Raw genomic sequence first — 25,522 nt, 5'->3', positions numbered from 1 at the left:
AATTAGGCTGTGCAGCTTTTTTTACAGTCTGAAAATATTAATGCTGATCACATGTTTTGTCACGGGATGGAAATACACTTCAGCACGGGATGAAAACGTTTCTTTTGTTGTTTGCACCGTTACGCGAAACACATCTTTCGTCTGTTCCCGGTTCACTTTTGTACGGCCCATGTACGAATAATCGGTAAGCTCGGCCCCCTTGTATTCACGTTCAAGCTGGTTCCATGCGAGCTGCTCCCATTTTTCAACTGATGGATCAAGGTGTTCTGTATGCCCTTTTTCAGCGATCGAGGCAATGAGAATGCCGCAAAACAAGAGGGCAAGCGCAAATGGAAGGGATTTCATCTTTATGTTCTCCTGAGTCGTTTTTTGTCAATCTTAGCGTGTCCAAAGAAGAGACGGATATGCGGTTTTATTTTATGTCTCCCTCATATTGCTATGCCGCTGTGATAAGGACACCAACTTTTCCCCCGTTGCATCGGTCTTCGACGGCATAAACTAACGGAGAACTTCTCATTGAAAGGAGAAGCGTTAGATGGATCATGCCGATTATGACAAAGCCTTGTATTACACACACCGGTCTCAATGGGACAATTTGTTAATATTGATGGTTCGTACAAAAGATGATTTATTATCAAAGCGTATTGAGCACTTTCTGCACGCGTATCATTTCGAATATGATCATGCGGTGCTTGAAAAAGAGCTGTATTCCCTTCTCGGGTATATTGATCATGCGACAGAGCTCGCTTATGAAGATCAATTAGCCATGCTGACATAAAACAATCCCGGCGTCAGACGCCGGGATTTCTTATGTTTGTGAACATATTCAGCTCTTCGATCATCTCTTTCAGGCTGACCGCCATATCCTCAGATACGGTCCGGCGCTCCATGTCAATGTGAATCGGGTCTAAGACCAGCTGTTTCGGGATGACATTTGCATAAACGCCCCGCATGACCGTCCGCATATTCGCCAGCGCGTTCATGCCTCCTTTTCCTCCGCCCGCCGCGGCAATGATTGCCACCGGTTTGTATGCCCAGTGATCGCTGCTTAAAAAATCGATGGCGTTTTTTAAAGCGCCGCTCATGCCGCTGTGATACTCGGGAGATAATAAGACGACGGCCGCCGACTTTTTCACCTGCCGCCTTAACTCTTGCACTGAAGGCAGCTCGTTCTGTTCTTCTTCACCGTTATAAAGCGGCAGATCACTTTCGCTCAAATCAATATAATCGGTATGAAACCGATCTCTGATATAAGAAGCGGCAATTCTAGTCCGCCCGTTTTTTCTCGGTGTTCCGCTGATCACTAATATGCTCATGATTTTACCGCCTTTCCAAAAACATTATATTTTACCGCATACAATGCCGCCTGCGTCCGATCGGAAAGATTCAGCTTTGACAGCAGGTTGGACACGTGGGTCTTCACTGTTTTTTCTGAAATAAACAGTGCCGCCGCAATTTCCTTATTGCTTTTCCCTTTGGCTATTTCTTGAAGAACATCTTTTTCACGAGGGGTCAGGTGATCATATTTTTCCTTATCCTGATCATCCTGAACCATATGGGTCAGCACGTGAGGCACAATATCCGCCGACAGCCGGTAACGTCCGGAATATACTTCCCGGAGCGTTTTTACTAAATCATCGGGCTGAGCGTCTTTCAGCTGATACGCTTTTGCGCCGGCTTTAAGGGCGGGAATGACATGCTCCTGATCAGAATAGCTCGTCAAAACGACGATACTGATGTCCGGGAATCGTTCCGCCGCAATTTTTGCCGCTTCTATGCCGTCCATATCAGGCATTGATAAATCCATCAGAATGATGTCCGGCTCCGTCTTTTCAGCTTGCTGAAGCGCTTCAGCACCGGTGGACGCCTCACCGACAACTTCAATGTCTTCCTGAGTGGCGAAGAAATAGCGCAGTCCTTTGCGGACAACGTGATGATCATCAGCAATCACAATTTTCATCAATCAGACCTCCTGTCCCGAAACGGAAGCCGAACGGAGACAATCGTTCCGGCGCCAAGCTCGGATTGCAGTGTAAAGCGGCCGCCGATTGCTTCAGCCCGCGCTTTCATGCCGGCCACGCCGAGCGATGGGAGCACAGCATGCGCATCAGCGCTGAAGCCCGCTCCACGGTCGCTAATATGAAGCTCAGCGCAATCCGGCTTTTTAACGGCGGAAATGATAACCCGGTCCGTTCCCGCATGCTTTTTACAGTTATTCAAGGCTTCCTGGGCGATCCGCCAAAGCGCGTGTTCCTGTTCATCTGTAAGCTCCAGCTCATCCTCCATTTCACAAACGGCTTCCAGGCCGATAAGAGCGGCATAGCTTTTGATCGACGCATACAGCCCTTTCGTCAAACTTTTCGGCTTCAGCTGCCAAATAAGCGCTCTCATTTCTGTTAGCGCATCCTGCGACAGCTCTTGAATAAACGTAATCATCTGCCGGAGCCGATCATCATCTGTAAAGCTCTTTGCGGCTTTTGCCGTTAAGCTGACAGAAAACAGCATTTGATTGACGGAATCATGCAGCTCTTGCGCAAGTCTGCTTCGTTCCATCAACAGGGCGTTCTGCTGCTCAAATTCGGCCAATTTCATCCGCTGAATCGCCGTTCCGATTTGAAATGCAACCGCTTCAAGAAGATGCAGTTCTTCTTCGTTGAAAAATGTCTTTTCGCTTGCGGCGACGTTTAATAAACCGAACTTCCGGCCGCCGTCCTCAAGCGGTACGGTCGCATGGTGGGTAATGCCCTCTGTATCGCGGCAGTTCGTCGTCTGTTCCGCGAATTCAATCCGTTTACAATTCATTATGTTTACGGCCTTTGTCAATCCGCCATTGCTGAATTTGGTCAGACAATAGCATTCCCCGCTGCACATGAGTGCATTTTCCCGCTGACCGAGAGCCGGCGGTAAATAAGCGGATGCGGCGAGCGTATAAGATCCGTCCGGCTCAATCAGAAAAATCCACCCTGTCTGCAGCCCGGTCAGGCTGAGCAGTTCGCGAAGCACTTTATCAAGCGCTTCCTTTAAATCGTGGCTTTGGTTTAAGGTTTCCGCAATCGCTTTTAACGTTTTTAACGTTTCTACCGTCGTTGTCGTTTTCGTCAATTTCCCTCACTCCGGCCAATCAGAATTATCCATATTATATCAATTCTTTTCTGTATATTCCTTTGTTTTCAGCATGAATTTCCCTCATACTTTCGGATGAGGCGTATAAAAAAACCGCCGGATGTCGCTTCCGGCGGTTTGTTGTTTATTTCGTTTTTTCCACTATGCCATCTACCGTTTTCATGACGGCTTCAGATAATGCGGCAAGACGCTGTTCGCTGTCTTGTAAAGAAGTTCCCTTCACGGCGAAATAAAACTTCACTTTCGGCTCCGTTCCCGATGGACGAAGGCAGAACCAAGAGCCGTCTTCAAGGAAATATTTCAGGACATTTGACTTCGGCAGATCAATATCTTCTTCATGATGATCGGCAAATACAGTCCGTTTTCCCGTTGAATAGTCTTCAGCCTGCGTGATTTGTTTTCCGGCCATCTGCTTCGGCGGATCGTTTCGGAAGGAAGTCAGGATAGCGGAAATCTGCTCTGCTCCCTGTTTTCCTTTTAACGTCAATGACTTCAAGCCTTCACGGTAATAACCGTATTCTTTAAAAATGGACAGCAGCGCGTCATAAAGCGACATGCCCTGCTTTTTATAAAAGGCGCATACCTCGACGGCTAACAGCGCAGCCTGTATCGCGTCTTTGTCACGCGCGAAATCGCCGATTAAGTAGCCGTAGCTTTCTTCATACCCGAACTGGAACGTGTATTGGCCTGATTTTTCATATTCTTTGATTTTTTCACCGATAAATTTGAAGCCTGTCAACGTGTCAACCGTATCTAATCCGAACGATGAAGCGACGGCGCGGCCCAATTCGCTCGTGACAATCGTTTTCATGACGACACCGTTTTCAGGAAGGGCGCCCTGTTTTTTCTTCTCGGAAAGCAGGTAATGCAATAAAAGCGCGCCTGTCTGGTTTCCCGTCAGCACTGTGTACTTGCCTTCGCTGTTTTTTACGGCAATGCCGAGACGGTCGGCATCCGGGTCCGTAGCGACGAGAATATCAGCGTTTTGTTCTTCTCCGAGTTTAATGGCATATTCGAATGCCGCGTGCTCTTCCGGATTCGGCGATTTGACGGTTGAAAAATCCGGGTCCGGCAGCTCTTGCTCCTTTACGACGGTGACGTTTTTGTAACCGAGTGCTTCAAGACCGCGGCGCACCGGTTTATTTGCCGTGCCGTGCAGCGGAGTGAACACGACGCTGACATCCACTTCAGCCGAAAGCTCGGGATGTACGGAGATGGAAGTCAGTTCTTCAGTATACGGTTTATCAATTTCTTCACCGATTATTTTAATCAAACCTTTTTCTTTCAGCGACTGTTCATCTTCAACTTGAATCGTTAATTCATTTTCTATGGCATTCACTTCCGCAATGACGATGTCCGCTTCTTTCGGCGGCAGCTGTGCGCCGTCATCGCCATACACTTTATATCCGTTATATTCAGGCGGGTTATGGCTGGCCGTCACGACGATACCGGCATAAGCGTTCAGCTTTCTCACCGCAAAAGACAGCTCAGGCGTCGGGCGGAGCTCATCAAATACGTATGTTTGAATGCCTTGGGAAGCAAGGGTTTTTGCAGCTTCCATCGCAAACTCAGGAGATTTATGACGGGAGTCGTATGCGATCGCAACCCCTCTTTTTTTCGCGTCTTCCCCCTGTTTCGCGATATACGCCGCAAGTCCGGCGGATGCTTTGCGGACCGTGTAAATATTCATCCTGTTCGTACCCGGCCCGATTTCTCCTCTCATGCCTCCTGTTCCGAACTCAAGATTTTTGTAGAAAAAATCTTCCAGCAGCTGCTCGTTTCCTTCTGCGTCCGCCAATAATTTTTTCAATTCTGAATCTAATTGTTCGGTCTGATTCCAGCGTTCGTAACTCTTACTCCAACTCATGTTCGTCCTCCTATAATTTCAGCTTATGACCATATTTTAATATGAAGCGGCTGCCCGTGTCACTTGATAACTTAACCAAATGCTTTATGTAAAAAGATAAAAGAAGGGCTCATGCCTTTTCGGCACAGCCCTCCGGTTATTATTGTTCGAGCGGAACAACCGCGTCGTGCAGCAGCGTATTTAACCACTCAGTGTGTTTTTCTTTCGTTTCGTCATTCCATTGGAATCGGTCGCTCATGTAATCAATCACGGCCGTTTTATACGTTTGCACCCATTTGATGTCGAAGAACAGTCTTCCCGTTCTGCGGACGAAGAAATCGGCAGGTGTCGCAGCCATTTCTTCTTCGATGCTGTAAGCCGCTTCAGCCAAAATGTGAACTGGAATCTGGCGTTTTTCCGCTTCGTCTTTCAGACCCTCAATCCGGCTGAATACATTTTCAACGTTAGAGCCGTATCTGATGGCTAACTGCTTAGCGGTTTCCTGTGATAAACCGATTTTCAAGCCGTCTTTTGTCTTTGCTTCCACAAATGACTCGAAGTTTTTAGAGCCGCCGACATGTCCGCCGGAAATCGGCATCGTCTTCGTCTTGCAGCCGCCGAAGTCCTGGCCGCCCTCTTCTTTCAAGCGGTCGCGGACAAGATCGACAATGTGCTCAGCCATTTTACGGTAGCCCGTCAGTTTTCCTCCGGCGATCGTAATCAGGCCTGATTGAGATGTCCAGATTTCATCTTTACGGGAGATCTCAGACGGGTCTTTCCCTTCTTCGTGAATAAGCGGTCTGAGGCCGGCCCAGCTTGATTCAATATCGTCCGCCGTAATGTTCAGTTCCGGGAACATATAATTGATGGAGCTGACGACATAATCGCGATCCTGCACCGTCATGCGCGGGTGCTCAAGTTTTTGTTTGTAAACCGTATCGGTCGTACCCACGTATGTTTTTCCTTCACGCGGAATGGCGAACACCATCCGGCCGTCCGGCGTATCAAAGTACACCGCCTGTTTAAGCGGGAATACGGATTGGTCGAATACGAGATGGACCCCTTTTGTGTGCTGAAGATGTTTTCCGCTTTTGCTGTGGTCTTTTTCTCTCAGCTCGTCGACCCACGGACCTGTCGCATTGACGATTTTTTTGGCGTAAACTTTGTATTCCTTGCCTGACAGCAGATCTTCAATTAAAACACCGACAACTTTTCCTTTTTCATAAAGCAGTTCTTTCACTTTAGAATAGTTGACAGGCTCCGCACCGAATTTAACGGCTTCTTTCATGACTTCAATCGTCAGTCTCGCATCGTCCGTCCGGTACTCTACATAATAGCCTCCGCCTTTTAAGCCGTCTTTTTTGACGAGCGGCTCTTTTTGCAGCGTTTCTTTAGCAGACAGCATGCTTCTGCGCTCTGATTTTTTTACTCCCGCTAAATAGTCATACACACGCAGGCCGATGGAAGTAGAAAATGAACCGAACGTGCCGCCTTTATGAAACGGCAGCAGCATCCATTCCGGCGTCGTGACGTGCGGGCCGTTTTCGTACACGATGGCACGTTCCTTACCGACTTCTGCAACCATTTTGACTTCAAATTGCTTCAGATAACGCAAACCGCCGTGGACAAGCTTTGTGGATCTGCTTGATGTGCCGGCCGCGAAATCCTGCATTTCGCTCAAAGCGACTTTCATTCCCCTTGAAGCAGCGTCAAGCGCCGTACCGGCACCCGTAATACCTCCCCCTATAATAAACAGATCGTATGTTTTTTTAGTCATGTCTTCCAGCATATGATCCCGTTCCAAACTTGAAAATTGGTGATTCATCATTACGTTTCCTCCTTGTTGTCACGGTATAGAAAAAGAGACCACAACAGCCAAAGCGCAGTTATCACTTTGGTGCTGTGGTCTCTCCTCATCTCAGGACCGTTCCTATTAACTTGTTTTCAGTATACCACATTTTTATCTTATTTAAAAGCCATAGCTGCATTTACTGCTTTTTTCCATCCGCCGTACAATTCATCGCGTTTTTCATCTTCCATTTCCGGTTTGAATTGCTTATCAAGGTTCCATTGATCAGCGATTTCAGTGCTGTCCTTCCAGTAGCCGACAGCGATTCCGGCCAAATACGCGGCACCGAGCGCCGTCGTTTCATTAATTTCCGGACGTTCGACCGGCACATCAAGCAAGTCGCTTTGGAACTGCATGAGGAAGTTATTTTTTACCGCTCCGCCGTCTACACGCAATGTTTTTAAAGAGATGCCTGAATCAGCCTCCATGGCATCAAGCACATCTTTCGCCTGATAAGCGAGAGATTCAAGCGTAGCCCGGATAAAATGCTCCTTCGTCGTTCCGCGTGTCAGGCCGAAAACTGAGCCGCGCACGTCACTGTCCCAGTACGGTGTGCCTAATCCGACGAAAGCGGGCACGACATAAACACCGTCAGCGGAATCCACACGCTCTGCGTATGTCTCGCTTTCTTTTGAATCTTGGAACATCCGCATGCCGTCTCTCAGCCATTGGATAGCAGAACCTGCGACAAAGATGCTTCCTTCCAGTGCATACTCGACTTTTCCGTCTAATCCCCAGGCGATTGTCGTCAGAAGGCCGTGATCAGAAGTGATGGCTTTTTCTCCGGTATTCATCAGCATAAAGCAGCCTGTGCCGTATGTGTTTTTCCCCATGCCTTCTTCAAAGCACGCCTGACCGAACAGCGCAGACTGCTGGTCTCCGGCCGCTCCCGCAATCGGAATGTTTTTACCGAAGAAATGATAATCAACCGTTTTCGCGTACACATGAGAAGACGGTTTCACTTCCGGCAGCATTGATTTCGGCACGCCTAAAATATCAAGCAGCTCGTCATCCCATTTTAATTCATGTATATTAAACATCAGCGTTCTTGAAGCGTTGGAATAATCCGTTACGTGCGCCGCCCCTCCGGACATTTTCCAGATGAGCCATGAATCAATCGTTCCGAACAGAAGATTTCCGTTTTCCGCTTTTTCCCGTGCGCCTTCTACATTGTCAAGAATCCATTTGACTTTCGTTCCTGAGAAATAAGGGTCGATCAAAAGTCCCGTTTTTTCTCTGAATGTATCATTATATCCTTTTTCACGAAGCTCTTCGCAAATGCCGGATGTTTGTCTCGATTGCCATACAATCGCATTGTATACCGGCTTTCCGGTATCTTTATCCCATACGACCGTCGTTTCCCTTTGGTTCGTGATGCCGATGCCGGCAATTTGATCAGCGCTGATTCCGGACTCGGAGATCACAGTCGCGATAACGGCGAGCACCGATCCCCAAATTTCGTTCGCATTGTGCTCCACCCAGCCCGGCTGAGGGAAATGCTGTGTGAATTCCTTTTGAGCGGAATGCACGATTTTTCCTTCTTTATTAAAAAGAATCGCTCTTGAACTTGTTGTGCCTTGGTCAATTGATAAAATATAGGTCTCCATGATGCCGCTCTCCTTTTTAAATATATTCAGAATTTGATAATGTTTTCTGTGATTGAGATTTCTTGGTATAAATATAGAGTATGAAAAGCACTACAACCATTATAACGCTTACAAACCAAAAGCTAGGTGTCACATTTCCTTTAAACGCGGCATTGTAAAATACGCCGCCGAACGCACCGCCCATGATCGGACCGATTACGGGAATCCAGGCATATTTCCAATTTGACGGCCCTTTTTTCGGAATCGGCAGAAAGGCGTGAGCGATTCTCGGCCCCAAATCCCGCGCAGGGTTGATCGCATATCCGGTCGTCCCTCCAAGAGAAATCCCGATGGCAACGATGAGGAATCCGACAATCAGCGGGTTCAGCCCTTTTGTAAATTCATTCGCTCCGATTGCCAAAATGCCGAGCACAAGCACAAACGTACCAATGACTTCACTTATCATATTCCCAAATGTATGAGGAATACTCGGGCCGGTCGAGAAAACGCCCAGTTTAGCGGCCGGATCATCCGTCGCCTTCCAATGCGGCAGATAATGAAGGTACACAACAACCGCACCGATCATTGCTCCGATCATCTGTCCCGCAATATAAACAGGTACCTCTTTCCAAGGAAAGCTGCCTTCAAGCGCAAGGCCTATCGTTAAAGCCGGATTCAAGTGGGCGCCGCTGATGCTGCCGACGGCATATGCCGCCATGGCTACTCCCAATCCCCAGCCGAATACAATAACAATCCATCCGGATTGGTATGAAAGCGATTTCTTTAAATTGACTCCCGCACAAACGCCGCCGCCGAAAATAACAAGCAGCATTGTACCGATTACTTCTCCCCAAAATGCTGTCATCATCATTCCTCCTAAATGACATAATAGCAGGTTTGACAGAGTTATAGAGAATAAAAAACCCACAACAAACCGCTTTACGCTTTATTGCTTCCGTAAAGAGCTGTTGTGGGTCTCCGGGTCTCCATCACATAGTATTAACCTAGGTCTATTGTAACAATGGGTGTAAGCGGTGTCAATCTTTTTTTGTCATAGAATGTTCATATTTAGCCCATAGTTCGGTGTCTGAAGTCGTCACGGCCGTGGCTCCTGCCTGCAAGGCGTTTTCAACGTCCTGCTCCGTGCGGATGAAGCCGCCGGCAAAAATCGGAATCCCCGTCATTTCTTTAATTTCTCTGATTAAAGTCGGAACGATGCCCGGGAGAACCTCGATAAAGTCAGGCTTATGCTTCCCGACGAATTCCATGCTTTTCTCCATGGCGCTCGTATCTAAGAGAAACAGACGCTGGATCGCGTATATTTTCTTTTGTTTCGCTTTGACGATGACTGATGATCTCGTCGAAATGATGCCCGCGGGCCGGATATCCTGGCAAATGAACTCCGCACCGTATTCATCATGCTTAATGCCGTGGATTAAATCGACGTGAACCATCAGAAGTTTTCCGTGTTTTTTCGCTTCATTCACGACACCTTTTAATTGACCGAGGTGGATATCTAAAATGACGCCGTATAAGAACGGACTTTCTAAAAATGCATCGAATTGCTTCATGTTCCGGATTGCCGGTAGAATCTGCTGGTTGTGAAAACTCATGTTTTACTCCTTTACATTAAAAATCAATGCTCAGCACACTTTCCTTGACGGTCGAAATGATGAAAGAGAGCTCCTCGTCCGACAGGCAAAAAGGCGGAGACAGCTGAATGACATTATTATATCCCGCTACAGTATCGCCATTTTTCCCGACAAGCAGGCCTTTTTCTCTGCACGCGGTGATGACGTGCTGCACAAGGGCGGCATCAGCGGGTTCCTTCGTGATTTTGTCCTTGACGAGCTCAATGCCGGCAAGAAGGCCCTTGCCCCGTACATCTCCGACCGCCGGATGTTCTCTGAGCGGCTCAAGCTCACGGAGCAGCCTTTCTCCAAGCTCCCGGGAGCGGGCGATCAGATTTTCGTCCTCCATCAATTGCAGGTTTTTCAAGGCCAGGGCGCAGGCTGCCGGATTGCCTCCGAATGTATTCACGTGCCGGAAGCGGCCGTACGGCTCACCGCCCGAATACGCCTCAAAAATCTCCCGTTTTACTGCCGTTGCCGACAGCGGCAGATAAGCGCTCGTAATGCCTTTTGCCATTGTGACGATGTCCGGTGAAACGCCGTAATGCTGAAATCCGAACGGCTCTCCCGTGCGGCCGAAACCGCAAATAACTTCATCACTGATCAGAAGCGCGCCGTGGCGGCGGCAAATGTCCTCTACCTTTGCCATATACCCGTCCGGGGGCATCAATATCCCTCCGCCTGTAATAATCGGTTCCATAATAACGCCGGCAATCGTTTCGCTTAATTCCCACGTCATGATCCGGTCGATGTCATGCGCGCTTTCCAATGTGACGGCATCGCCGGGATTCCGATAAAGATCAGGCGGCGCCGCGTGCAAAAAACCTTGTGAGAGCGGCTCATATTTATACTTTCTCTGCGCCTGGCCGGTAGCGGCGAGCGCCCCCATCGTATTGCCGTGATAGCCTCTGTACCGGGAGATGAATTTGAAGCGGCTGTGATCGCCGTTTTCAATGTGGTATTGGCGGGCAATTTTGAACGCGGTTTCATTTGCTTCCGATCCGCTGTTGGAAAAGAAGATTACATAATCGCCGCCTAGCCATTCATTCAGTTTTTCCGCAAGCTCAATCGCGGGTTGATGGCTTTGGGTCAGCGGATAATAAGGAAGCTCCTTCAATTGACTGTAAGCCGCATCGGCAAGTTCCTTTCTCCCATATCCGATATTGACGCACCACAGGCCTGACATGCCGTCCAAATACCGTCTGCCGTCAATGTCCGTAACCCAGGCGCCTTCCCCTTTTTGGACGATTATGCTGTCATCCGGCTCCGCCCCTTTCATCGCGTGCCAAATCAGCTCTTTATCCTTTTGTTTGAGTGACTGATTTTTTTGTACATGTTCCACACCGCTCATCTCCCTTTCAATATCATTGCACTGTATCGAAAGCTGCCCGGCTTCTGACGCCGATTCTCTTGGTGAAGTTTTCCTCTTAATAAGAATATAAAGGCGCGGCATGGGCGAGTCAATAAAGCGGCGGCAATTAAAAAAACGCTTTCTCCCAGAAAGCGAAAGGGCTACAAGAGCATATCCCGAAACCGGGGCCGGTGCAAGTGTTTTTATAAAAAAACCCGCCCCTTAAGCGGAGCGGGCGTTTTTTTTATTTCAGATGCGTAATCCGGTAAATATCTTTGCGCCGGTCTTTCAGCTGGCGCACGGTTCCGTTTTCACGCTGCCTTCTTAAGATTTCAAGGTCCACGTCCCCGATCACGACCATTTCGATATTCGGATTCGTTTCACCGACGATTCCGTCTCTGGCAAATTCAAAATCAGACGGAGCAAAAATGGCTGACTGCGCGTATTGAATATCCATATTTTCTGTTTGCGGCAGGTTTCCGACCGTACCCGAGATGACGGTGTAAATTTGGTTTTCAACCGCTCGCGCCTGAGAGCAGTACCTTACGCGCAAGTAGCCTTGGCGGTCTTCAGTGCAGAACGGCGTAAAGATAATTTTCGCCCCTTGATCCGCGGCAATTCTCGCAAGCTCCGGAAATTCAATATCGTAACAGATCTGAATGGCGATCTTTCCGCAGTCCGTATCAAATACGCGCACCCTGTCTCCGGCGCTGATGCCCCACCATTTCCGCTCATTCGGCGTAATGTGAAGCTTATATTGTTTTTCAATCGTGCCGTCACGTCTGAATAAGTAGGCGATGTTATAAATTTTCCCCTCTTCTTCAACGAAGTGGGAGCCGCCGATGATGTTGACATTATATTTCACCGCGAGATCTGTAAAGAGGCTGATATAGTCCTCGGTATATTCGGTAATCCTCTGAATGGCCAGACTCGGAGAACGCTCCTCGAGGAAAGACATGAGCTGCGTCGTGAAAATTTCCGGGAACACCGCGAAATCAGATCTCGCATCGGAAGCCACATCGACATAATATTCAACCTGATTGGCAAATTCCTCGAAGGAGTAAATCTTTTTCATTTCATATTGAATGACGCAGATGCGCACCGGAAATGCCGATTTGTAATAGCGCTTCGATTGCGGCAGGTAATCGACATTGTTCCATTCCATTAATGTCGCATATTTTATGGACGCGGTGTCATCCGGGAGATAATTCGGATTGATCCGCATGAGCGTAAATCCGTTCATCAGCTGGAAAGAAAGCACCGGATCATAAATCTGATGGCGCGTCACCTGTTCGACATAAGCTCTCGCCGTCATTTCTTCCGCATACTTATGATAATTCGGAATCCGCCCGCCGATAATAATGCTTTTCAGATTCAATCGTCTCGCCAAGTCTTTTCTCGCCTCATACAGCCGGTGTCCGATCTTCATCCGTCTGTATTCCGGGTGAACCATTACCTCAATCCCGTACAGATTCAATCCGTCCGGGTTGTGGTTCGTGATATAACCGTCGTCTGTAATGTCCTGCCACGTGTGGCGGTCATCATATTCATCGAAATTGATGATCAGGCTTGAGCATGAACCGATAATTTCCCCTTCATACTCGGCGCAAAACTGACCTTCGGGAAAGTGCGCGAGATGGCTGATTAAATGCTCAGGCTCCCACGGCTCCATCCCCGGAAAACAATCCTTTTGCAGCTCAATAATTTTGTTGATATCTTTCTCTTCCATATTCCGGATGACCATTTTCTTTTCAAAACGGGTCAGATCAAGTTTCTCAGACAATGCTGCTTCCCCCTGCCGGTTCGTTTTGATCGTTCAATCGCTGTAAGAGTAATTCAAGTTCCATTTCCGCCATCGATTCCAGTCTGTGATCGTACTCTTCAAATAACAGGGCGCTTGTTACCTTATTCGGCACGATGACACATTTCATGCCGGCCCGTTTGGCTGCAATTGAGCCGTTAACCGAATCCTCAAAGGCCAGACATTCAGATGGTTCAACGCCTAAATGTTCCGCAGCTTTCAGATAGAGTTCCGGATTCGGCTTCACTTCTTCTACGTCGTCAGCCGTCTGAATCACTTCAAATTCATCAAACAGGCCTAATTCCTTCAGATGGCCCGATACCCATTTGAAATCTGAGCTGGACGCGAGCCCCACCTTCAATCCTAATTCTTTTGCCGCGGCTAAATAAGCTTCCACCCCGGGGCGAGCCGTTTCCGTCTTCATCCGCTGTTCGAAGCGCCCGCGCCTGATCGCCGTCAGTTCATCATGATCGAGCTTTCTTCCCAGCTGCTCCTCTAAATATGCGAACGGCTTAAACCCCGCGGCCGTTCCGATCACCTTTCCCCAGACGGATAAAGGCAATGTTGAACCGTGTTCCTCAAACATTTCCTGCAGCACTTCATATTCATGGGTTTCTGTATCTAAAATTAACCCGTCAAAATCAAAGATTAATGCTTTTATCAATGGTTACAGCTCCTTTAGTTAAACGTACTGACCTATGTATACACTATACCGTGAATTTCTTTCGCGTTCAAAATGTAACATTCTGACGGAAAGAAGAGCCTGCATAAGTGCAAGCTCTCTTCATCCGTTACTGTGTGTTTTGACTGGAAATATTGGAAAGAGCCGCTCCCGCAGACTCATTTGAACGCTGATCAACCGCTAAGTCTCCAAGCGCAACGATCCCGACCAGATGATTTTGATCGACAATGGGAAGGCGGCGGATTTGGTGTTGGGCCATCAGATGTGACGCCTCTTCAAGACTCATTTCCGGGTTTCCGGATACAACTGCAGAAGACATCACGTGTGAAACAGGTGTTTGGCCGTCGCGGCCTTGAGCCGTTGTTCTCAATGCGATATCACGGTCTGTCAGCATTCCTTTTAATTCCCCTCCGTCAACGACGGGAATTGCTCCGACATTATGCTGGTGCATCAGCGCAGCCGCTTCCTGAATCGTTTGATTGGGAGAAACGGTAGCCACGTGGGTAGTCATTGATTGTTTGATTGAACTCATTGTAAAGCACCCCTTTCGATATTTATTATGCTCGGGGATTTGTCTCATTATAAAGGGAGTTAGAGGAAAGAAATTGTGGTATCATGTCAAGGAAGCAAAAAAGAGCCTGTCAAAAGGCTCTTTATACCCGTCAGATCAGCCTTCTGTGACCGCAGGCTTCTGATCCGGCCCCTGTCTCGAAAGCATCATAGGTAAAGGGAAAATTCATTCCGCATTCATTCAGCAAAGCGCAATTTTTATCAAACAGCGCCCGCTTTTTGACGTCATATACCGGGTGCGGCTTTGACAGCATGATATGTACCGTTTGCAGACAAGCCATAATTTGAAACGCTTCTTTTAAAGTTCCTTGGTAACGTTGGTTTTGTAATGATAATACGCCCCTTTTTTTAAAGCGCTGAATTTCCAGTTCGGAGAAATAAAGAGGAAAGACATTTTGAAACAATTCAGAGGAAAGCTCTTGTATCGCGCTTTCTTGTCCGTCAGTCGCTGCGTTCACAATTCTCACATCAATCACCTTTCTTGCCATGTGAATATCCTTAATCTTTATCAAGAATAGCACAGAAAAAAACGCGAAAGCTAAGGTAAGTGTTTCCTATTGAAACAGCCGCTTTCCGCTTGAAAAGGAGCTTTATGATATGAAACAAAATGACCGCGGTCTGGAACTCCTGATTACGGAAAAGCACGCCGGACAATGGCTGTTTTCAGTCCTGAAATCTGAATTCCAGGCGTCAAAACCCGTAATTACGGAATGGATGAACCAAGAAAGCATTCAGGTGAATCGAACATCCCCGAAAAACAACATCATACTGAAAACCGGAGATCGCTTATTCATTGATCTTCAGGAAAAAACGGGTTCTTCGGTGACTCCGGAATACGGAGAGCCGGACATTTTATTTGAGGACAATCATATGCTGATTGCAAATAAGCCGGCGGGAATGCCGACTCATCCAAATGAAGAGGGTCAGACCGGCACCCTCAGCAACCTGATCGCTTACCATTTTCAAATCAACGGCGAGCAGGCGAAAGTGCGCCACGTTCACCGTCTTGACCGTGACACGTCAGGCGCGGTCGTTTTCGCGAAACACCGCCTGGCCCATGCAATCCTTGACCGTCAGCTCGAAACCAAAACATTAAAACGCACCTATATCGCCGCGGCGGAAGGAAAAGTCGCGCCTAAAAAAGGCACGGTTGACTCGCCGATCGGCCGCGACAGGTCACATTCGGTCAGACGGCGTGTCTCACCCGGCGGACAAGCTGCCGTCACCCATTACAAAGTGAAAGGCTATCATCCCGGTGCGCAGCTTACATTGGCAGAGCTTGAACTGGAAACCGGGAGAACACATCAAATCAGGGTGCATATGGCAAGCATCGGCCATCCGTTGGCGGGCGATGACCTGTACGGCGGAAGCAGGACGCTGTTTCACAGGCAGGCGCTTCACGCAAAAAAAGTCAGTGTCGTCCATCCGATCTCAGGAGAAGAAATCGTTGCCGAGGCGCCGATGCCGGCTGATCTGGCTCATTTTACCGAAACGTATTTTTTTTAAACCGGGTCGGCATATATAATATATCGTTTCGGCGCATTTCCAATGTAAGAAAACGGGTAGCAAGTGGTCAGGATCAGTTCCTCCCGCTTGTGCTGAAGGGTGATGACAGATGTATCATCCCGGCTGACGATTTTTGTACGGCTGATTTTATAAGAAAACGTGCCGTAAGACAAAATCACGTTCAGTCTGTCTCCTTTTTTCAATTCGCCGGTCCGGCGGAACACCGTGTCCCTGTGGCCGGATAACACAATTTGGCCGTGATCGCCCGGATAATAGCTGTCCTTATAATGTCCGACGCCTTTTGCTAAATCATCTGCGTCAGTCCCTTCGACGATCGGGAGCTCAGCGTCGATTTCAGGGATTTCTAAAATGCCGCTTGCCTCACCCGTTTCGGGGTGAAATTCTTTTTTGCGCTGTGTCAGCACAGCGCTTTTTGTTTCGTTCTTTTCCAAGACAGGTTCTGTTGCTTTTTTTGCTTCTTCAAGCGATTGGTTCGTTTTCATATGTGAATCAATGATCTTCCAGCTTCCGTAACATGTGATGATGATACCGGCGATGATGACGAGAAGCGGAATATGTTTCAGTTTGTTCATCGTGTGCGGGTTCCCCTTTTCTTTCTGAAAAGCCAATATACGCCGGCACCCGTGATCACTAGGCCGGCCAATGCCGTCTGATGGCTGCCCGCTGAAGTATCAGGCAATGGGCGGCCTTTTTGTGTGCCGCTTTCAGTCTGTTTTGTGCTTTGTTCCGAATTTGCGGCAGACGCCGGACGGGATTCGGGAATTGACTGCACTGTATCAGATGCTGTTTCTTCTACGACAGGACGTTTAGTTTTTTTGGTTTGATCAGGCTGTTCTGCCGCATCCGGTTTTTTAGCGGGTTTTTCCGCTTGAGGTTTTTCTCCTTTATCAGGCCTGGTGCCGCCCGGTGTTTCCCCGCTTCCCGGCTGATTGCCGGTGTCATCAGGTGTTTCGGCGGCTGATACCGTGCGGATGCGGCCGTCGGTTTGATAAGAAATCGGCGCGGAAAAGCTTTTGACATAGTCTACTGTCGCTTCCAAATCCTCAGGCCCCGTCACCGGATTCTTGCCGAGTTTCCCGATCGGACCGTATTTTGCCCCCGCTGCCGTCGCCATAAATTGATTGACTGTTACTGTATATCCTTTTTCGGGCTGTATGTCTGTCCCGTCCGCCATTTTCATTTCAACCGCTTGTCCGGTTTCCGGGTTCCATGTATAGGAAAATCCGCTGATGCTGTAATCCGGACCGTACACCGGAGAAATTTGCGCGTTAATGATCTCCCGCAAATCTTTTCCTTTGATTTCAAGCTTCGTCAGCACATTGCCGAACGGCTGTACATTATAAAGGTCTCCCCATGTGATCGCCCCTTTTTTTATGCCGTCCCGGATGCCTCCCCCATTCATAAGCGCAAAATCGGATTTCATCTTCGCTTTCATACCGTCGGCAATCAGATTTCCGAGCGCCGTGTCGCCGTCATTTGAATACCCGCCCGTTATATCATGGGCCGCTTCCCCGACCGCTTCGCTGATAATCGGTTTCACTTTCTCTTCATATTTGCTTAATATGCCTGCCGCAGCCGGGTCAGGCTTGATTTTACTTTGATCGATATATTGGATTTCCGCTGATTTTTTCACGATATCCTTCGACTCTTTATCAAGTTCAAGATCGGCGATTCCGATTGCTTTTCCGTATTCAAATGCCTGCACGATCAGCTTGCCGTCGATTTCTCCGTTTACGACTTTATGATTGTGCGCGGCGAAAATCACATCAATCTCTGAGTCTGTTCCGCTTGCAAGCTTTGCGGATTCTCCCGTGATTGCTGAGCCATTTTGTTCAGCAGACATATGGGCGAGCACGGCGATTGCTTTAATTCCTTTTTTCTTCAGGTCAGCGGCGGCGTCATTGACGGCCTTTACCTCATCCGTAAACGTAATATCTTTAATTCCGTCCGGGATGACCATGCCTGCCGCCGATCTGGTTACAACCCCGATAAATGCGACCGGAATTCCGGAAACGTATTTAATTTCATACGGCGGCAGAAAGGACTCCCCTGACTTCAGTTTACAGTTGGCGCAGACGAGCGGGAAATTTTGGCCGTCATAACAGCTTGTCCCCTTACCGTCCGGATGATCTCCTCCATTGATGATCCGTTTAAGCTCATTCGTTCCTTCATCGAATTCGTGATTGCCGACAGTTCCGACATCAAAACCGATGTCTTCCATCAATTCTACTGTCGGTTCATCCTGAAAAAGGGCTGACACGGGAGAGCTGCCCCCGATCATATCGCCCGCATGCACGACAAAGGCGTGTTCTTTCTCGGCTTTCGCCTTTTTAATGTACGCTGCGGCGTAGTCCATCCGCCCGAACGTGCCATCCGGTTTACCGTCTCCGTTAAGGTCAAGCTCATATTGCTGATCAATTTTTCCGTGCAGATCATTCATGCTGATGATTCTGAGCGGGACACGGCCGGAGTCTTCAGTCTGCCGTTCTTTATACGCTTTATCCATTCCAGCTTCATTCAGTGATCCTGCTTGTCCGATTGCTTCTGCATCTTTCACGCTGAACATCATAAAACAAACCGTCAGCAAACAGCACGTAAGACGCATACCCCTTTTTTTCTTCATTTATTTCCCCCCTGTCTTCTAAGAAATACGTTAGCTTATTTTCTTAGAAATCACATCACTTTTTTGTAAAGATTGTCTTCACTGGCGCAAAATAGTAAATAATCCCCACGTAACGAAACAGGTCTTGATGTATAACGGATCGGCTTTTTTCACATCTTAATGATGATTTGACATGAAGGAGGAAAACAACCAGTGGAACAGCAGCAGAATCAGCAGCCGCCAGTAAATCAAGGGATCCCGGGTTCACCGCAAGTGAATCACGGAGGACATGAGCTTTTCGATATGCATGAAGTGCTGGCCGGAACAGTCGGCGTTTTGGATCAATTTATGATGCTCAGACAGTTTATACAGGATCAGCAGCTGGCCGACATCCTTGACCGCCAGTATCAATTCATTCTCGGACTCTATAATCTGACGGCAGAATGCTTTAAGACCGGCCAAAAGCCTTCTCAGGAAACGTCGACATATATGATGAAGGAACAGAACCAGGCCGTCTACGGTATAAAACCGACTCAGCCGAAAAAACCGAATCAATCATTAAATGATGTCAAAGATCTCGGGATCAGCGGCCATATGCTCGGCCTGATTAAAGCTCAAGCTTCTCTCTTGACGATGAGCTCGCTTGAAATGACCAATCCCGTCACTAGAAGAGTGCTCTCCGCCCAAATTCAGCAATATGTCGAAATGGCGTATGAAATCTTCTTATACCAAAACAAACACGGTTATTATCAGGTTCCTCAGCTCAATGCACAAGATATGCAGACCATGCTGAATTCATTTACGCCGGCCCAGGGACAGCCGCAAATGCCTCCGATTAAAGGACAAATGGGACAGCAGCAGCAAAACCTCCATTGATTAAAAAACGGCGTTGGAAACCTGACTCTCCAATGCCGTTTTCTTTTTTTCATATGCTTTTATGAAATCATGTTCAAATTGTTTCAGGCTTTCTTTCGTAGCCGCTTCAAAGCCTTTTTCAAAATCCTGTGTTTCGGCGGTTTTGTTGATAATGGTTAAGATAATGCCTTCTCCGAATGTTTCGGTTAAGTCCTTTATCATATAGAAGCTTTGCAAATAGACATCCGTTTCATATTCCATACGCGATTTCTGCCATTTTCGGTCGGTCGTTAATTGATCAAACGGCACGACGGAAAATGCAATCGGATCAATGACTACATCATAATGCGCGACCCACTCGCTCAGCCCCTCATGAAACCAAAGCGGAAATACAGACGTATCCGTCCCCAATTGCCGCGTTTTTTGATGAAACGCGTAATGTGTATATTCATGTATAATCAATTGCTTATACATGAAAACGGCCAGCTCATCTTTTTTCAAAAGCTGTTTTTTCTCTTCAGGCAAAAGCCCCATCATCTGCTCCTGTTCTGAATAAAAACCGACTACATTTTTCAATCCTGAATATTGCTCCATTTCAGCTTCATCCGAAAAGAAAATGAGTTCAAGCGGCGCTGCACCTTTATAGCCGACAATGATTTGATTGATACGCTTTGCGTGGTCCAGCGTAAGCTTGGTCAGATCCAAGAGCGGCTTTTCATCCGCCGTATAGTAAATCGCTGTATGTTTGTAAATTTCTTTATTCATGTGTTCAGTCACTTGTTCCTTCGTCGGAACAGAGCGGCTGTTTTGGCCTGACAGGACGTACATCATACTTACTGAAACGGCTGAACTGACAGCCAATATGACAAGGACTCCGCACAGGATCAGAGTGAATGCCGCCCGTTTCCCCATGCCGTCACGCAAACAAGCTCCCCTCCCCGATCCTTTCATTTTCATCTCATTCTTTACTTTATGCTCAGGAGCGCTGGGTCGTGACGGCAGATAAAATAAAAAAGCCGCAGCAAATGCGGCTTTTCCATTCATTTATTTATTGGGGTTTGGGAATACACGCTGAACCATTTGGCCGAACTCATCAAACAGACCGGATACAGGATGTCCGTTTTGGATTCGTTTTCCGTAGCCTTGCATACGTTCAACGAAGTCCGGGTTCGCTGATACATATACAGTCCGGACATGTTTATCGGCTGATTTCACCTTATCGGTAATCTTATTTTTTAAATGGTTGGCGATGGCGCCTTTTTGCCCGTTTGTCAAAACAACAGCAACATATGCGCTGTTTCCGGCAACGATCACAGTCGCATTTTTAACCTCTTTTAAATCAGTCACCTTGTCGGCGGCTTTATCAGCCACTCTCAGGTTACGATTGTCATTGTGATCGGTGTTTTGGTTATGACGGTTCACTGTATTCATATTTGTCGCACCGTCGTTAGGCGTGTTGCGGTAATTTACATTCTGGGTGCGGTTGTCATTTCGTTTTCCTTCTCCCTGGTTCCCCATACTGCACCCTGCGGTAATCAGCATCGGCAGAAGAAGGGCAGAGATAACTGCTTGCTTTTTTATCATGTGAATTCCTCCTTTCTCACTTTACGTATAGGTTTTTCTATTCGGCGGGATTTATACACGCCGTTTGCATTCTGAGCGGTTTGGATAAATATCAGAAGGAAAGGGAAAGGTAAGCGTAATCAATTGAATGAGGAGGGATTTAACTTGTTCAGAAAAAAAAGCGGCATCGGCCCGACAGCGCTGCTGATCGGATCATCGATTCTGATTGCAGCTTTATCACCCGAAATCCGCCGGAAAATCTCCGGAATGGTTTCAGGCAGAATGCAGCATAAAGATGGCACACACTCCATGCAGCCTGCTGACCTGATTCAACAGGCGTTCGGCGGGGAATCCGGCGGACAGCAGCACGCAGACAAAGCCCGGCATTCACAAACCGGCTCATTACAGCCTGCCGAGCTGATCAAACAGGCGTTCGGCGGGGAATCCGGCGGACAGCAGCACACGGACAAAGCCCGGCATTCACAAACCGGCTCATTGCAGCCTGCCGAGCTGATCAAACAGGCGTTCGGCGGGGAATCCGGCGGACAGCAGCATGAGCAGACTTCCCGCAATCACTCCGGCTCATCCCATACGGACAGACAGGCAGACCGCAGCCGCAGTAAAGAAACTTCGCCGAAGCCTCACTATACCGAGCCGATTCACTTCGAAGAAAGCGCGGTAAATGTTTTAAATGACAGCACCGTGATGAATATGCTGGAAGAAATTGAACCCGGAAATCATTAGAAACGAAAAAATCCTTCATTCGTTCAACGATGAAGGATTTTTTCGTTTTAGCGCTCTATCTCATATTTTTCTATAAGAAAATGAACCATCGATCTGCTTTTGTTAAGCTTCTTCAGCTTCAATGACGATTGAGGAATCATTGTACACCGCGGTATCGGTTTCCTTCGTCATTTTACTTGTTAACAGCCCTGCGGTCATACTGCCGCTGACATTTAAGGCGGTGCGCCCCATGTCAATTAACGGCTCAATTGAAATGAGCAGCCCGGCAAGCGCGACAGGCATGTTCAAAGAGGATAGGACGAGCAGAGCCGCAAATGTCGCGCCGCCTCCCACGCCTGCTACACCGAATGAACTGATTGCCACGATGGCGATGACGGAGATGATAAATCCCGGTTCAAACGGGTTTTGCCCTACTGTCGGCGCAATCATCATCGCGAGCATCGCCGGGTAAATGCCGGCACAGCCGTTTTGACCGATTGATAAGCCGAATGAACCGGCGAAGTTCGCAATGCCTTCCGGTACGCCCATGCTTTTTTGTGTTTTAATATTGAGCGGCAAAGCCCCTGCGCTTGAACGGGACGTAAACGCAAACACCATAACCGGAAATGCTTTTTTCACGTATGTGATCGGATTTAAACCGCTGAACGTGATCAGCAGCAAGTGAATGATAAACATGGCGATAAGCGCGGCGTATGAAGCGATCACAAACATCCCCAGTTTCGCAATGCTGTCGATGTCGCTTGTCGCGATCGTTTTGGTCATAATCGCCAATACCCCGTAAGGCGTCAGTCTTAAAATTAATGTCACGACGCGCATAATAATCGCGTAAACCGCATCGACAATTCCGCTGAATGTCGCTGCGTGCTCCGGCTGCTTCCGTTTCACCCCCAGAAAAGCGATGCCGAGGAAAGCGGCGAAAATAACGACTCCGATGGTGGAAGTCGGTCTGGCTCCCGTGAAATCAAGAAACGGATTCCCCGGCAGAAGCTCAACGATTTGCTGAGGCAGCGTTTTGGCCGTCATATCCTCAGATTTTTGCTGCAGCTCCTGACCCCTTGATAACTCAGTGCTCCCCTGGTCGATATGAACGGCTTTCAGATCAAAGGAAAGCGCCGAAACAATTCCGACTGCCGCGGCAATTGCTGTCGTAGCGATCAAAATTCCGATGATCAGACCGCTGATTTTCCCGATGTTATGGGTCAGTTTAAGCTTCGTAAATGCGCCGAGAATAGAAATAAAGACTAGCGGCATGACGATCATCTGAAGCAATTTGACATAACCGCCGCCGGCAATATTAAACCAATCGGCCGTTTGTGCCACGACATGTGAGGCCGGCCCGTAAATCAATTGCAGCGCAAAACCGAATACAATGCCTAATCCGAGCGCGGTAAAGACACGTTTAGAAAAGGAAACGTGTTTTTTTTGCATCACAAACAGACCTGCTATAAACAAAAACAAAATAAAAACATGTAAGATTACAAATAAATTCTCCAAAACAGGTAAACACTCCCTTGCTCATTATCCTTAAACACTATATTACATCAATTCCGATCGGTCAAGTAAGAATTGACAATATATGTATTTTTAATGATTTTTCTCTTTTCTTTCCATCCTTTCTTTAGTAACTTATATAAGGGTGATTGTTATGCTGAAGGAACTGTTTCTTAATTTGACGATTTTAATCACATTTAATTATCTCTTCACCGTTCTTTTTAAAGAGTCGCTTTCACATAAAGAAGACCGTCCGATGTTTCAATTACTGAAGGGGGCGGTTTGCGGGCTTTTAGGGGTTTTTCTGATTGCTTTCGGCTTTTCTTACTCCGATTCCATCATTGATCTCAGAAATATCCCCATTATCATCGCCGCTCTTTACGGAGGCTGGGTGTCTACAGCAGCTGCCTTTATCATTATCGTGGCAGGCCGTATCCTGATCAATTTCAATGCCAGCGCCATTTATTCTATCGCCGCAGTCGGCATGATTGCGATACTTTCTGTGGCCGTATTCAGAGGAAAAAAGCCGAATCACAAAAATGCGTTCGTTATGCTGCTCTTTTCAAATGTTATTATCACCCTGACGCTGCTGTTACTTATGCCTGAACAGCCTGCCGGGGCCCTCGTTTATTTTTGGCTCATTTCTACCTTGGGCGGAATGCTGTCGCTGTATATCATTAAACACGAAGCCGATGCCCGCCTTTTGTTCAAGCAATACAAGTTTCAAGCGAATTATGATTTTCTGACGGGGATTTTTAATAAGAGAAAATTCGAGGAAGTCTCGCGCGTTCTGTACGATCGGGCGTCTCAATCCCCCTCGTCTCAGCTCGCGCTTATTTATTTGGATATTGATCACTTTAAGCAGATCAATGATCAATACGGCCATTATGAAGGGGACCAAGTACTGAAGGAACTGGGGGCGCGCCTGAGGTTCTTACTCAGCAGTTCTGATCCGTCAGCCCGCATCGGCGGGGAAGAATTTGCCGTGCTTATGCCCAATTGCACGTATACAAAAGGGCTTCACCTCGCAGAAGAAATCAGGCACACGATTGACGCGAACCCGATTCTGCTGACGAGCGGAGATACAATTCCCGTGACCGTTTCCCTCGGCATCGCGCATTATCCGACAAATACATCGGATCCTCAGACATTGCCCCTGATCGCGGACCGGATGCTGTACAAAGCGAAAACATCAGGGCGCAATCAAGTGTGCAGCACTGAAAAAAAAGAATGATCGCCCGAAGAGGAAATCATTCTTTCTTTTCAGTGAGAAAGCCGCCTTTCAGGAAAACAGGAATCAGGCTGCCCTCATATTCTTTTTCAATAAACGCCGCGGTATCATCTGATTGATACAAAGACAGGAGTTTTTGCATCCGTTCATCATCTTTATCCTCAGCCCTGACGGCGATCAGATGAATATACGCTTCCTTCATTTGCGCCGATCGGATCAGCGCGTCCTTCTCCGCATGAAATCCTGCTCTTTTCGCCTCGCTTTGACTGAGAACTGCTGCGTCAGCATGTTCCGCCGCCTGATAGGCGTTCTTTTTTGTTTCCGTTTTTAAGGTCAGATGCTTCGGGTTGTCCTTGATCATATCAGTTGAACCCGTACCGGTGAATCCCTTTTTCAATGTCATCAGTCCGGCCTCCTGCATGAGAAAAAGCGCCCTGCCGAAGGCCGCCGCTTCACCAGGCACAGCAATGACCGCTCCGTCCGGTATATCCTTCAGCCGTTTATGTTGCTTGGAATACACCCCCAGCGATGCCGCATATGTCGTTCCTAAAGGAGCCAGCTTCTTTTTCACATGAGGCGGCAAAGATTGAAAATAAGAAACGGATTGAAACGCATTGGCGTCGAGATCCCCGCCGGCAAGCGCCAAATCGGCCTCGGCATAATCCGAAAACGTTACCAAAGAAAGCTGCAATCCTTCCTCACCGGCTTTTTTCGCGACAAACTCCCAGATCGATTGATCAGATTCATTGATTCCGATAGTAATTGTCCGGTTCCCGTCAGGATAATGGCATGAAGTAAGTGATATGATCAAAATGAAAAGAAACAGACTGTTTATAAGCCGCAGGTTCAAGTTGACCTACTCCCTATCTATTTTTATGTACAGAGGCTGCACCATGGTATTCGGGCTCATGATTACATACAATACCGATTAAAAAAAGGGTTGTCAATTGCTTCCTTAAGAGGCTGCAAAGCGGTTTTTATCAGCTGAAAATGGGCTGTTCTAGTCTCAAATCAGATTTCCGTATCAGAGCGTTCTCCTCTTAAAACATGTTATTTCGAAAAAAGTTACA

25 protein-coding genes are annotated in these 25,522 nt (G+C 47.7%); 5 read left to right on the top strand and 20 right to left on the bottom strand.

What is annotated here, in order from left to right; all coding sequences use genetic code 11:
- Positions 1 to 21: 21 nt before the first annotated feature.
- A complete protein-coding gene (locus V7728_RS17325) occupies positions 22 to 345 on the bottom strand; it encodes a DUF3889 domain-containing protein (RefSeq protein ID WP_007610300.1) in 324 nt (107 codons plus the stop codon).
- Between the two features lie 190 nt (positions 346 to 535).
- Here V7728_RS17325 and V7728_RS17320 point away from each other — a divergent pair, with 190 nt between their 5' ends.
- Complete coding sequence (locus tag V7728_RS17320; protein ID WP_003155335.1) at positions 536 to 778, top strand: YhdB family protein; 243 nt, start codon at positions 536 to 538, stop codon at positions 776 to 778.
- A gap of 13 nt (positions 779 to 791) precedes the next feature.
- Here V7728_RS17320 and V7728_RS17315 read toward each other — a convergent pair whose 3' ends face one another.
- From V7728_RS17315 to V7728_RS17255, 13 genes are all read right to left on the bottom strand, one after another.
- The gene (locus V7728_RS17315; RefSeq protein ID WP_099566522.1) at positions 792 to 1,316 is read right to left on the bottom strand and encodes an NADPH-dependent FMN reductase; all 525 of its coding nucleotides are present in this window, start codon (positions 1,314 to 1,316) and stop codon (positions 792 to 794) included.
- The gene (locus V7728_RS17310; RefSeq protein WP_059366832.1) at positions 1,313 to 1,960 is read right to left on the bottom strand and encodes a response regulator; all 648 of its coding nucleotides are present in this window, start codon (positions 1,958 to 1,960) and stop codon (positions 1,313 to 1,315) included. The genes V7728_RS17315 and V7728_RS17310 overlap by 4 nt, the downstream gene beginning before the upstream one ends.
- Positions 1,960 to 3,102 (bottom strand): GAF domain-containing sensor histidine kinase, encoded by a 1,143-nt coding sequence (locus V7728_RS17305; protein ID WP_099566521.1) that lies wholly within the window; start codon positions 3,100 to 3,102, stop codon positions 1,960 to 1,962. Before V7728_RS17305 ends, V7728_RS17310 begins: the two co-directional genes overlap by 1 nt.
- 145 nt (positions 3,103 to 3,247) lie before the next feature.
- Positions 3,248 to 4,990, bottom strand: coding sequence for a phospho-sugar mutase (locus V7728_RS17300; protein WP_099566520.1), 1,743 nt, complete (start codon positions 4,988 to 4,990; stop codon positions 3,248 to 3,250).
- 139 nt (positions 4,991 to 5,129) lie between these two features.
- Positions 5,130 to 6,797 carry a glycerol-3-phosphate dehydrogenase gene (gene glpD / locus V7728_RS17295; protein WP_003155341.1) on the bottom strand — a complete coding sequence of 556 codons (1,668 nt, stop codon included), beginning with the start codon at positions 6,795 to 6,797 and terminating at the stop codon, positions 5,130 to 5,132.
- A 137-nt stretch (positions 6,798 to 6,934) separates the two neighbouring features.
- A complete protein-coding gene (gene glpK, locus V7728_RS17290; RefSeq protein ID WP_007610291.1) occupies positions 6,935 to 8,425 on the bottom strand; it encodes a glycerol kinase GlpK in 1,491 nt (496 codons plus the stop codon).
- Between the two features lie 16 nt (positions 8,426 to 8,441).
- A complete protein-coding gene (locus tag V7728_RS17285) occupies positions 8,442 to 9,269 on the bottom strand; it encodes an MIP/aquaporin family protein (RefSeq protein ID WP_015239469.1) in 828 nt (275 codons plus the stop codon).
- 172 nt (positions 9,270 to 9,441) lie between these two features.
- Positions 9,442 to 10,017: a glycerol-3-phosphate responsive antiterminator gene (locus V7728_RS17280; protein WP_007610287.1), complete on the bottom strand. Its 576-nt coding sequence runs from the start codon at positions 10,015 to 10,017 to the stop codon at positions 9,442 to 9,444.
- A gap of 16 nt (positions 10,018 to 10,033) precedes the next feature.
- Complete coding sequence (locus V7728_RS17275; protein ID WP_099567264.1) at positions 10,034 to 11,386, bottom strand: aspartate aminotransferase family protein; 1,353 nt, start codon at positions 11,384 to 11,386, stop codon at positions 10,034 to 10,036.
- A gap of 244 nt (positions 11,387 to 11,630) precedes the next feature.
- Entirely contained in the window at positions 11,631 to 13,169 is a 1,539-nt protein-coding gene (locus tag V7728_RS17270; RefSeq protein WP_003155346.1) for a bifunctional GNAT family N-acetyltransferase/carbon-nitrogen hydrolase family protein, read from the bottom strand.
- Positions 13,162 to 13,851, bottom strand: coding sequence for an HAD family hydrolase (locus V7728_RS17265; protein ID WP_003155347.1), 690 nt, complete (start codon positions 13,849 to 13,851; stop codon positions 13,162 to 13,164). The genes V7728_RS17270 and V7728_RS17265 overlap by 8 nt, the downstream gene beginning before the upstream one ends.
- 127 nt (positions 13,852 to 13,978) lie before the next feature.
- Complete coding sequence (locus tag V7728_RS17260; RefSeq protein WP_007408449.1) at positions 13,979 to 14,401, bottom strand: CBS domain-containing protein; 423 nt, start codon at positions 14,399 to 14,401, stop codon at positions 13,979 to 13,981.
- 130 nt (positions 14,402 to 14,531) lie between these two features.
- The gene (locus V7728_RS17255; protein ID WP_099566519.1) at positions 14,532 to 14,927 is read right to left on the bottom strand and encodes a DUF5365 family protein; all 396 of its coding nucleotides are present in this window, start codon (positions 14,925 to 14,927) and stop codon (positions 14,532 to 14,534) included.
- A 109-nt stretch (positions 14,928 to 15,036) separates the two neighbouring features.
- On the opposite strand from V7728_RS17255, the gene V7728_RS17250 reads away from it, so the two are divergent.
- Complete coding sequence (locus V7728_RS17250; RefSeq protein WP_099566518.1) at positions 15,037 to 15,945, top strand: RluA family pseudouridine synthase; 909 nt, start codon at positions 15,037 to 15,039, stop codon at positions 15,943 to 15,945.
- Here the strand turns inward: V7728_RS17250 and V7728_RS17245 are convergent.
- Together V7728_RS17245 and V7728_RS17240 are read right to left on the bottom strand one after the other, a co-directional pair.
- Positions 15,942 to 16,538: a class D sortase gene (locus V7728_RS17245; RefSeq protein ID WP_061581855.1), complete on the bottom strand. Its 597-nt coding sequence runs from the start codon at positions 16,536 to 16,538 to the stop codon at positions 15,942 to 15,944. The genes V7728_RS17250 and V7728_RS17245 overlap by 4 nt on opposite strands.
- A complete protein-coding gene (locus tag V7728_RS17240; RefSeq protein ID WP_309194182.1) occupies positions 16,535 to 18,589 on the bottom strand; it encodes a 5'-nucleotidase C-terminal domain-containing protein in 2,055 nt (684 codons plus the stop codon). The genes V7728_RS17245 and V7728_RS17240 overlap by 4 nt, the downstream gene beginning before the upstream one ends.
- A 192-nt stretch (positions 18,590 to 18,781) precedes the next feature.
- Between V7728_RS17240 and V7728_RS17235 the strand changes: the two genes are divergently transcribed.
- On the top strand, positions 18,782 to 19,444 hold the full coding sequence (locus tag V7728_RS17235) for a spore coat protein (RefSeq protein WP_099566517.1): 663 nt from the start codon (positions 18,782 to 18,784) through the stop codon (positions 19,442 to 19,444).
- Here V7728_RS17235 and V7728_RS17230 read toward each other — a convergent pair whose 3' ends face one another.
- Together V7728_RS17230 and V7728_RS17225 are read right to left on the bottom strand one after the other, a co-directional pair.
- The gene (locus V7728_RS17230) at positions 19,445 to 20,347 is read right to left on the bottom strand and encodes a hypothetical protein (RefSeq protein ID WP_014417278.1); all 903 of its coding nucleotides are present in this window, start codon (positions 20,345 to 20,347) and stop codon (positions 19,445 to 19,447) included. It lies immediately after the preceding gene.
- Between the two features lie 120 nt (positions 20,348 to 20,467).
- The gene (locus V7728_RS17225; protein ID WP_003155362.1) at positions 20,468 to 21,007 is read right to left on the bottom strand and encodes a YhcN/YlaJ family sporulation lipoprotein; all 540 of its coding nucleotides are present in this window, start codon (positions 21,005 to 21,007) and stop codon (positions 20,468 to 20,470) included.
- 144 nt (positions 21,008 to 21,151) lie between these two features.
- Between V7728_RS17225 and V7728_RS17220 the strand changes: the two genes are divergently transcribed.
- Complete coding sequence (locus tag V7728_RS17220) at positions 21,152 to 21,730, top strand: hypothetical protein (RefSeq protein WP_099566516.1); 579 nt, start codon at positions 21,152 to 21,154, stop codon at positions 21,728 to 21,730.
- A 102-nt stretch (positions 21,731 to 21,832) separates the two neighbouring features.
- Here V7728_RS17220 and V7728_RS17215 read toward each other — a convergent pair whose 3' ends face one another.
- The gene (locus tag V7728_RS17215) at positions 21,833 to 23,224 is read right to left on the bottom strand and encodes an L-cystine transporter (protein WP_061581852.1); all 1,392 of its coding nucleotides are present in this window, start codon (positions 23,222 to 23,224) and stop codon (positions 21,833 to 21,835) included.
- Between the two features lie 151 nt (positions 23,225 to 23,375).
- On the opposite strand from V7728_RS17215, the gene V7728_RS17210 reads away from it, so the two are divergent.
- Positions 23,376 to 24,455, top strand: a complete 1,080-nt coding sequence (locus tag V7728_RS17210; RefSeq protein ID WP_095284604.1) for a GGDEF domain-containing protein — start codon at positions 23,376 to 23,378, stop codon at positions 24,453 to 24,455.
- A gap of 16 nt (positions 24,456 to 24,471) precedes the next feature.
- On the opposite strand, the gene V7728_RS17205 is transcribed toward V7728_RS17210, so the two are convergent.
- Positions 24,472 to 25,302 (bottom strand): MetQ/NlpA family ABC transporter substrate-binding protein, encoded by an 831-nt coding sequence (locus V7728_RS17205; protein WP_045207034.1) that lies wholly within the window; start codon positions 25,300 to 25,302, stop codon positions 24,472 to 24,474.
- Between the last annotated feature and the right edge of the window lie 220 nt (positions 25,303 to 25,522).

It is taken from the genome of Bacillus sp. JHAA (assembly GCF_036961585.1).
Taxonomy (GTDB): Bacteria; Bacillota; Bacilli; order Bacillales; family Bacillaceae; genus Bacillus; species Bacillus velezensis.
The sequence above is the reverse complement of the archived record's forward strand: the minus strand, read 5'-3'. Positions and strand labels throughout refer to the sequence as shown.

Excerpts from the sequence above, each read along its gene's own strand:
- V7728_RS17250 (WP_099566518.1), top strand. The coding sequence starts at position 15,037 with ATGAAACAAAATGACCGCGGTCTGGAACTCCTGATTACGGAAAAGCAC.
- V7728_RS17320 (WP_003155335.1), top strand. The coding sequence starts at position 536 with ATGGATCATGCCGATTATGACAAAGCCTTGTATTACACACACCGGTCT.
- V7728_RS17225 (WP_003155362.1), bottom strand. The coding sequence starts at position 21,007 with ATGATAAAAAAGCAAGCAGTTATCTCTGCCCTTCTTCTGCCGATGCTG.
- V7728_RS17245 (WP_061581855.1), bottom strand. The coding sequence starts at position 16,538 with ATGAACAAACTGAAACATATTCCGCTTCTCGTCATCATCGCCGGTATC.
- V7728_RS17310 (WP_059366832.1), bottom strand. The coding sequence starts at position 1,960 with ATGAAAATTGTGATTGCTGATGATCATCACGTTGTCCGCAAAGGACTG.
- glpD (WP_003155341.1), bottom strand. The coding sequence starts at position 6,797 with ATGATGAATCACCAATTTTCAAGTTTGGAACGGGATCATATGCTGGAA.
- V7728_RS17280 (WP_007610287.1), bottom strand. The coding sequence starts at position 10,017 with ATGAGTTTTCACAACCAGCAGATTCTACCGGCAATCCGGAACATGAAG.
- V7728_RS17285 (WP_015239469.1), bottom strand. The coding sequence starts at position 9,269 with ATGACAGCATTTTGGGGAGAAGTAATCGGTACAATGCTGCTTGTTATT.
- V7728_RS17260 (WP_007408449.1), bottom strand. The coding sequence starts at position 14,401 with ATGAGTTCAATCAAACAATCAATGACTACCCACGTGGCTACCGTTTCT.
- V7728_RS17315 (WP_099566522.1), bottom strand. The coding sequence starts at position 1,316 with ATGAGCATATTAGTGATCAGCGGAACACCGAGAAAAAACGGGCGGACT.
- V7728_RS17300 (WP_099566520.1), bottom strand. The coding sequence starts at position 4,990 with ATGAGTTGGAGTAAGAGTTACGAACGCTGGAATCAGACCGAACAATTA.
- V7728_RS17275 (WP_099567264.1), bottom strand. The coding sequence starts at position 11,386 with ATGAGCGGTGTGGAACATGTACAAAAAAATCAGTCACTCAAACAAAAG.
- V7728_RS17240 (WP_309194182.1), bottom strand. The coding sequence starts at position 18,589 with ATGAAGAAAAAAAGGGGTATGCGTCTTACGTGCTGTTTGCTGACGGTT.
- glpK (WP_007610291.1), bottom strand. The coding sequence starts at position 8,425 with ATGGAGACCTATATTTTATCAATTGACCAAGGCACAACAAGTTCAAGA.
- V7728_RS17255 (WP_099566519.1), bottom strand. The coding sequence starts at position 14,927 with ATGGCAAGAAAGGTGATTGATGTGAGAATTGTGAACGCAGCGACTGAC.
- V7728_RS17210 (WP_095284604.1), top strand. The coding sequence starts at position 23,376 with ATGCTGAAGGAACTGTTTCTTAATTTGACGATTTTAATCACATTTAAT.
- V7728_RS17325 (WP_007610300.1), bottom strand. The coding sequence starts at position 345 with ATGAAATCCCTTCCATTTGCGCTTGCCCTCTTGTTTTGCGGCATTCTC.